The sequence below is a fragment of the Desulfocicer niacini genome (assembly GCF_054657595.1).
Map to the genome: position 1 here is coordinate 1 of NZ_BAAHYK010000111.1, position 4,117 is coordinate 4,117.

General features: G+C 44.7%; 4 protein-coding genes. 3 read left to right on the forward strand and 1 reads right to left on the reverse strand.

The genetic code is table 11. The features are described from left to right. Positions 1–274 (forward strand): hypothetical protein (locus ACYQ2M_RS24765; protein WP_459919080.1); only part of this gene is annotated, 274 nt, incomplete at its 5' end. Between the two features lie 346 nt (positions 275–620). After that, complete coding sequence (locus ACYQ2M_RS24770) at positions 621–1,211, forward strand: sensor histidine kinase (RefSeq protein ID WP_459919083.1); 591 nt, start codon at positions 621–623, stop codon at positions 1,209–1,211. Between the two features lie 13 nt (positions 1,212–1,224). Here the strand turns inward: ACYQ2M_RS24770 and ACYQ2M_RS24775 are convergent, their stop codons facing one another. Next, entirely contained in the window at positions 1,225–2,769 is a 1,545-nt protein-coding gene (locus tag ACYQ2M_RS24775; RefSeq protein WP_459919081.1) for a sigma-54 interaction domain-containing protein, read from the reverse strand. A gap of 354 nt (positions 2,770–3,123) precedes the next feature. Between ACYQ2M_RS24775 and ACYQ2M_RS24780 the strand changes: the two genes are divergently transcribed. Next, on the forward strand, positions 3,124–3,894 hold the full coding sequence (locus ACYQ2M_RS24780; RefSeq protein ID WP_459919082.1) for an enoyl-CoA hydratase/isomerase family protein: 771 nt from the start codon (positions 3,124–3,126) through the stop codon (positions 3,892–3,894). The last annotated feature ends 223 nt before the right edge of the window (positions 3,895–4,117 follow it).

The window sequence follows — 4,117 nt, forward strand, 5'->3', positions numbered from 1 at the left end:
AGCCTGTGCCCTGAGCCTCCAGATCTTGAGCATCTTCAGGGCTGATGAAGCGGCTGAGGCTGGAGACAAGGCGCTTGAGAGCTGCCACATCCAGCTGGTCCCGCCGCCCGAAGGAGTAGACGACCTCGGCCCGGGTGTAGCCCTTTTCAGGATGTCGGGTATTGTGGGCCAACTGGATATACTCGACCTCAGACCCATCCTTGTTCTTCCGTTTTATGCTGCGTACATACATGCCCATAAAAAAAGCATGTATATTTTGCTATATCAAGGATAACTTTGTCGATCGTGTGCCCACAGTTTTTGATCTCAGAGCCAACACCCGCCTTGATTTTATAGGATATTTAGACAAAATCCTGAAAAAATGATCCCATGACTGTCGAACACAGGGTAAAGCTTTATTTGCAAGCATCTTAACCTTTCCGTTCAGGCACTATTTTAAACATTCATTCCACGGCCCTTTATGATACCGGGGAAATCCGTATGGGAACCTTGATTATTTTCCATGATATTACACACCTTCGCCGTCTTGAAACCATGCATAAGGATTTTGCGGCCAATGTCTCCCATGAACTGCAGACACCACTACAGCTATCAAGGGATTCATTGAGACCTTGCAGGAAATGATAAGCCGCAATGATCCTGAGGCGTGTGAGAATTTTCTGAAAATAATTGAAAAGAACGTCAACCGTATGATTGCCTTGATTAACGATCTTCTGGCTTTATCACGACTGGAGAGACTCCTGGGCACGGATGTGGTATTTGATCCCCAGGATATTGCCACCTTGATCCAGGGAGCCCTGTATACCTATCATCCCCATATGGAAAAAAAGAATATCACCGTCAACGTAGATTGCCCCGGGGATTTATCTGTCCGGGTGGACCCACTTTTAATGGAACAGGCGCTTCTCAATCTTTTAGACAATGCTGTTAAATACACTCCCCATGGAAGTGCCGTGGCCATACAGGTTATTCAACAAGAACACCAAGTGGATATTGTCATTAAAGATAACGGTGATGGTATAGACGCAGAACATCTGCCTAAGATTTTTAACCGGTTTTATCGGGTGGATAAGGCCAGAACCCGCAATGAAGGCGGCACCGGACTTGGCCTGGCAATTGTTAAACATATTATTCAATATCATCATGGCAAGGTAAATGTATCCAGTGAGAAAGGCCATAATACTGTCTTTACCCTTTCCGTTCCCGCATAATTTTTTCTATGGATTAACATGTTTTCATCTTTCTACTTGACAAAATACCGAGTTTTTTCATTCTCTTTCTCAAAGTGGATGGATTGATATCCAGCAATTTGGCCGCCCCCTTTTCTCCGGACACCCTGCCGTTGCATAAGGCAAGGACTTTTTGAATATACTCGGCCATCGCTTCATCAAGGGGAATTGGCGATTTCAGGTTGTTGTAATTCGTCAAGGCATCCGCTTGATAGGATGTCTTGTCAAAGGCACCAATCTCTTTAAAAAAAAGATTGGAACCCTGGTCTAAAATAAGGGAGCGTTCCACTGCGTTTTCCAGTTCTCGGATGTTGCCCGGCCAGTCATAATTCAATAGTCGGGACATGGCATTTTGCGTCGGGGAAGGGACGACACCGCGTTTCATTTCTTCGCATTTTTTCAAAATAAAATGGCGGACAAGATCTGGAATGTCTTTTTTTCGTTTTCTAAGAGGGGGAATATCGATGGGAAAAATTCTGAGCCTGAAAAAAAGGTCTGCTCTGAATTTTTTTTCATCCAGCATTTTTTTCAGATCCCGGTGGGTAGCTGCAATAATCCGAATGTTCACCTTGATTGTTTCATCTCCTCCAACCCGGTCAATTTCCTTTTCCTGAAGCACACGCAACAGGCGCACTTGGGCCTCAGCTGTGAGTTCTCCAATTTCATCCAGAAAAAGGGTACCGCCCTGAGCCCGCTCGATTCGGCCCCTTTTGCGACTGCGTGCCCCGGTAAATGAGCCTTTTTCATGACCAAAGAGTTCACTGTCCAAAAGTGTAGACGGAATGGCACCGCAGTTGACCCGAATAAGCGGGCCTTTTCGACGCGGTGACAGGTGGTGAATGGCATTGGCAATCACCTCTTTTCCCGTTCCGGTTTCTCCAGTGAGCAATACCGGGCTGTCAAGGGGCGATACCTGATAAACTCTCTCCATGACATCTTTTAGCCCTTCTTCTGCCCCTATTACTTTTTTCCCTGAAATTTTGTTTAGCTCTTCGCGAAGATACTGGTTATCATCAGTCAAAAGCTCTTTCAGGTTTTTGATTTCTCTATATCGGAGGCTGTTGGCCAGTGCAATGGCACATGGTTTGACCAGTAGACTCAGCAGATGAACATGCTCTTTTGTGAATTGCTTTTCACCAGCTACTGAAAAAGTACCCACCATGGTGCGATCCAAAACCAAATCCAGTAATACGGAAGACTTGTCGGCGACACCTGCGGCATGGGCTAACGGTGCGGTGACCAAATCGTCTCCCAGTCGATCAATTATCCTGATGCGGAGAGAACGCTGCTTTTCGACCCGCATTCGTGCTGTTTTTCCTAATTTCACTTTAATGGATATGCTTTTGCCTCTATTGCAATCTGCATAGGCCACGGTTTCCATTATCCCGGTATCCTTGTGATAAATGTGAAAATTGGTGATATCTGCCGGAATAAACTGACAGATATATAACAGACACTCATGCAAGGCCGTTCCGATTTCAAGGCTGCTGCAGATTTTAAGTGTTGCATTTTTGAAAAATTCTCTCTCATCCACTTTCATATTGTTTTTCCATACCTTAAATGGTGCCCTAAAACTGATTTTTTGCACTATATTCCAATTAAAACGAAAATGAGAATATAGTACACTTTTTTTTGGACTATGGCACGAAAAAACCTTCGACAAAACTGAATAATCATCTATAAATAATATAACATGCTGAATTTAAATGATTTTTAATTTGTGGCACGATTGCTGCTGTATCTACATAACGATAACGGGCGGACTTGTTATTTAGTATGTTTGCCCACAATAAATATTGAAAATGGCTTGATGCCGCCCCCAACGAACCATCGAACCGGTCCCGGACCGTTAAAAAAAATGTATTGTAAAAAAGGAAATGGAAAAGTAACAAATATGCCAATTTTAATATCACATTATAATGATTCCGTCCGGATTCTGACCATTGATCACCCGCCGGTGAATGCACTGGATCAGGAAACCATTGATGCTTTGGCCGATGCAGTTAAAGCTGCTGAAAAGGCACCTGAGATTCGGGTTATTGTCATCACAGGGGCGGGTAAATTGTTTGTTGCCGGTGCAGATCTGGAAGAATTGGCAGTATGGGATGAAAAAGCCGGACTGGAAAATGTGTCGCATGTCAAACTTGTAATGGCAATGCTCAGACGCTGTTCTAAACCGGTGATTGCCGCAATTAACGGTTTGGCAGCCGGCGGTGGGCTTGAACTGGCAATGGCCTGTGACATCAGGATTGCACAGCAGGGTATACGGATGGGACTGCCTGAAGTTACGCTGGGGGTTCTTCCCGGAGCCGGCGGTACCCAGATGTTACCCCGCTTGGTCGGTGTGGGAAAAGCATTTGAAATGATGCTGACCGGCGAGTTGGTATCTGTGGATCAGGCATTGGCCATGGGGTTGATAGACGTTATTGCATATGAAAAAAGCGCGGTGGAGCAGGCATTGGAACTGGCGGAAAAAATGGCACAAAATGCTCCCCTTGCCATGGCAGGAATAAAAGCATCTGTGTATGCGACATTATCAACATCTTTGGAAGAGGGGATGGCCAAAGAAACAAGAGAATTTGCCAAGTTGTGTGCCAGTGAAGACAAAAATATCGGAATTAAGGCGTTCAAAGATCGCCGGAAAGTGGTTTTTCAGGGACGATAATTTCTAAGTTTCAAATATTGTGTATCGCATCAGGTAAGCCCTCATGATTGCCAAGGCATTTTCATGAATCTATCCCAAAAATCCATTTTACAGTGTTATTACAATGTCTTATTTTTTGCCTGACAAGAAATAACAACCTTTGAACAATGAGGAAGAGGATGGCAGGCAAATTACTGGATTGACAGATGCCGAATGGGCAGTGATTGAACCCCTTCTCCCGGTG

Excerpts from the sequence above, each read along its gene's own strand:
- ACYQ2M_RS24770 (WP_459919083.1), top strand. The coding sequence starts at position 621 with ATGATAAGCCGCAATGATCCTGAGGCGTGTGAGAATTTTCTGAAAATA.
- ACYQ2M_RS24775 (WP_459919081.1), bottom strand. The coding sequence starts at position 2,769 with ATGAAAGTGGATGAGAGAGAATTTTTCAAAAATGCAACACTTAAAATC.
- ACYQ2M_RS24780 (WP_459919082.1), top strand. The coding sequence starts at position 3,124 with ATGCCAATTTTAATATCACATTATAATGATTCCGTCCGGATTCTGACC.